Origin of the sequence: Xenococcus sp. PCC 7305 (genome assembly GCF_000332055.1) — a bacterium.
Taxonomy (GTDB): Bacteria; Cyanobacteriota; Cyanobacteriia; order Cyanobacteriales; family Xenococcaceae; genus Xenococcus.
The window spans coordinates 1-3,596 of sequence record NZ_ALVZ01000022.1; the positions used below are offsets into that span (position 1 = coordinate 1).

General features: G+C 39.7%; 4 protein-coding genes. 3 read left to right on the forward strand and 1 reads right to left on the reverse strand.

The genetic code is table 11. From position 1 onward, the window contains the following. Together XEN7305_RS00240 and XEN7305_RS00245 are read left to right on the forward strand one after the other, a co-directional pair. A partial coding sequence (locus XEN7305_RS00240; protein ID WP_006507276.1) for a WD40 repeat domain-containing protein occupies window positions 1-482 on the forward strand: 482 nt, incomplete at its 5' end. Between the two features lie 405 nt (window positions 483-887). Beyond that, window positions 888-1,199, forward strand: a complete 312-nt coding sequence (locus XEN7305_RS00245; protein WP_040896178.1) for a hypothetical protein — start codon at window positions 888-890, stop codon at window positions 1,197-1,199. Between the two features lie 78 nt (window positions 1,200-1,277). Here the strand turns inward: XEN7305_RS00245 and XEN7305_RS00250 are convergent, their stop codons facing one another. Next, a complete protein-coding gene (locus XEN7305_RS00250; protein WP_006507278.1) occupies window positions 1,278-2,033 on the reverse strand; it encodes a response regulator transcription factor in 756 nt (251 codons plus the stop codon). Window positions 2,034-2,264: 231 nt separating this feature from the next. Here XEN7305_RS00250 and XEN7305_RS00255 point away from each other — a divergent pair, with 231 nt between their 5' ends. Further along, window positions 2,265-3,455, forward strand: a complete 1,191-nt coding sequence (locus tag XEN7305_RS00255; RefSeq protein WP_006507279.1) for a GNAT family N-acetyltransferase — start codon at window positions 2,265-2,267, stop codon at window positions 3,453-3,455. Window positions 3,456-3,596 lie beyond the last annotated feature (141 nt).

Here is a 3,596-nt window from a genome sequence, read left to right on the forward strand (position 1 = left end):
CCGGCTCAGTTCGCAGTGTGGCAATAAGTAATGATGGACAACGTATTGTTAGTGGAAGTGGAGATCATACTATAAAAGTATGGAATCTTAAGACAGGAGATTTAGAGAACACTCTTAAAGGTCATTCTGATGTCGTTCATAGTGTAGCAATAAGTAGTAATGGACAAAAGATCGTTAGCGGTAGTTGGGACAAAACTATAAAAGTATGGAATCTCAATACAGGAAGCCTGGAGAACACTCTTGAAGGTCATTCTTCCGAAGTTATAAGCGTGGCAATAAGCAAGAATGGACAAAAGATCGTTAGTGGCGGTACAGATAGTATCGTCAAAGTATGGGACTTTAATACAGGAGATTTAGAAGCTACTCTTGAAGGTCATTCTTCTGAAGTTGGGAGCGTGGTCATAAATCATAATGGACAAAAGATCGTTAGTGGTAGCGGTGACAGTACCATTAAGGTGTGGGATCTTCAATTATTAGAATAGTTAAGTAAACAAAAGCAGATAACTTGTTCAATAAAAGTTAGCAGTTACAACTGCCGTTCAAAGCTGATGTTCATCTGTTCATTCGAAGTTAACTCTCTCACTACATATAGAAAAAAGCTTAGAGCTCAGAGCTGATGACCCATAGCTAATCGTAAAGCAATTTTAGTAAGGGACTTCCAGGAAATTAATGCTTCCAAAATAGAAATTGCCTTAGAATTAGATGATTTTATCTCAGCAACCAAGGCAACAATCAAAGCCTTTCAATATCAGCCTAGTTTTACTGATTATAAAAAACTAGAAAAATTAGCTACGGAGAATTGGCAAGATACTAGAGAAGAATTATTAGTTGAGCTTGAAGCTAGTGGTGGAGTAAAGGCCAAAGTAGATATTTATCTTGATGAAGGATTGATCGCTCAGGCGATCGCAGTTGTCGATAAACTTTCCTATGATTACCAGGGATTAATCCCCAGAGTCATGGATGCCGCGATCGCAGTTAATCCTGACTGGGTAATTGGCAATTCTTGTCGTCGTGCCGAGTCGATTATGGATGCAGGCAAGGCAAAATATTATGATGAGGCTATTAGCTGGCTAGAAAAGGCGCGAAATGCTTATATAGCGTCGGAAAGACAGCGAGAATGGTCTGATTACCGTACCAAGTTAATTACTGTTCATAGCCGCAAGCGAAAGCTAATAGGCTTGATGAAATCTTTGGGCTAATCTTAGGGAAAGGGGAAAAGGTTTTGGGCATTATGACTCTTTTAATCTAAAACCTAAAACCTAAAACCTAAAACCTAACTAAAATTCAGCATTAACTTCGGCCTTAACCTGAGTTTCTGGGGAGTTTTTTGCCTCAACTTCTTCAACTTCAAATTTATAACCAACTCCTCTCACAGTTTGGATATAACATGGTTCGGCAGAGTCAACTTCGATTTTCTTCCGAATTTGCCCAATATGAACATCAACTACTCGTTGATCGCCAACATATTCGTAATCCCAGACATTTTGAATCAATTCGTCTCTACGCCAAACACGACCAGGACGAGTCGCTAAAAAATGGAGAAGATCAAATTCTAAAGCAGTTAACATGATTAAATCTTCATGAATCTTAACCTCCCTTCTTACAGGATCAATAACCATATGATTGAAGGTTAGAGGCTGCTTTTCTGAGGTACTTACTGTCCTTTGGCGCTTCAAAATTGCACTGACTCGCAATTCCAATTCCTGAAGATCGAATGGTTTAGTAAGATAGTCGTCAGCACCCTTAAGAAAACCTTCTTTCTTATCTGATGCGTCAGCACGACTAGTGAGCATAAGAATAAACACATCAGTGTTACTCTGCATCTCCTCACAAAGGTTATAACCCAAAGCATCAGGCAAATTCACATCCAAGATCACTAAATCAGGATTGAATTGCTCGAATAGTTTGAGCGCAGATTGTCCGTTTGAGGCAGATTCTACCTGGTACTTCCTCTGATTGAGAAAACGGACTATTAAATTGCGAATTGCAGGATCGTCGTCTACGACCAGGATTTTGGCAGAGGCCATATGCATAGTTTTAACCAGAGAAAAAACTAAAAATTTAATGAAGTTATTACAAATAACGAACCGAGTTTTTACTCAGTCTTTTAGACAATTATTAACCTATATTCTCAGAATGCCAACAACCAAGATCACAGACAACCGATTTAAATATACTTTTAGCTAGTTTAGAGCAAAAAACTGCCCGTGGATTAAGTAATATTACAAATAGCACTGACCGCTTCTTTTCCTAAACTTTAATTTATGTTTAAACAGATTAAGCAGAAATACGATCTTACCTGGATTACTAAAATCGCTGAAATTGGTCAAACCGAGTGGGATGCTCTGGCAAAACCTTTACCAACACCTTTTTTGGAATGGGCATGGCTGAACAATCTTGAAACTTCTGGGAGCGCAACAGCGAGAACAGGATGGCAACCTTGTCATTTAATTGTCTGGCGCCATGGGCGATTGGTTGCGGCGGCACCACTATATGTGAAAGGACATAGTTACGGAGAATTCGTTTTTGATAGTCAGTGGGCGGATTTATCCTATCGCTTGGGAGTGGAATACTATCCTAAGCTGCTGGGAATGACTCCTTTTACCCCTGCGGTTGGATATCGGTTTCTGATGTCTCCTGAAGAGGATGAAGCAGAAATTACCGAAATTATGCTCTCAGAGATTGATCGTTTCTGCGATCGCAACAAGTTATCAGGATGTAATTTTCTGTTTGTTGATCCTGACTGGCGAGAAATTATCGAAAATCATGGTTATAGTGCTTGGTTACACCATAGCTATATTTGGTCAAACCTCGATTTTGAGAGTTTTGACGATTATTTAGGGATGTTTACTTCCAATCAACGCAAGAATATCAAAAGGGAAAGAAAGGCTGTTAACAAAGCTGAGTTATCGATGAAGGTCTTTACAGGAGAAGAGATTCCCTCCCATTTATTTCCTCTGATTTATCGTTTTTATCGCAGTACTTGCGATAAATTTTATTGGGGCAGCAAATACTTGACAAAACGTTTCTTTGAGCAGCTTTACCCTGATTATGCCCATCGAGTTTTACTGGCTGCTGCCTATACAGAAGATGATGAGGTTAATCCTGTGGGCATGTCTTTCTGCCTACGGAAAGATGATATTTTGTATGGACGCTATTGGGGATGTCTAGAAGAATATAATGCCCTGCATTTTGAAGCTTGTTATTACAAACCCATAGAATGGGCAATTCAGCATGGTATTCAGACTTTTGATCCTGGGGCGGGCGGTAGTCACAAAAAAAGACGAGGTTTTCCCGCTACTCCCAATTATAGTTTGCATCGTTTTCGCGATCGCAGAATGAGCAAAGTATTGCGCAATTATATTGGTGAAATCAATGACATGGAACAGCAACAAATAGATGCAATTAACAATGAGTTACCTTTTAATAAACAGGAAATTAAGTTTGATATTTAGTTAGCAAACTTTAACGGGACTTCGCCCTTGAAGGCAGAAGGCAGAGGGCAGCGGTGAGACCCCGCGCCGAACCTCTCTAAATCTCTCCTGAAAGGAGAGACTATATTGTTTCCCTTCCTGTAGGAAGGGGTTAGAGGTAGG

Excerpts from the sequence above, each read along its gene's own strand:
- XEN7305_RS00250 (WP_006507278.1), bottom strand. The coding sequence starts at position 2,033 with ATGCATATGGCCTCTGCCAAAATCCTGGTCGTAGACGACGATCCTGCA.
- XEN7305_RS00255 (WP_006507279.1), top strand. The coding sequence starts at position 2,265 with ATGTTTAAACAGATTAAGCAGAAATACGATCTTACCTGGATTACTAAA.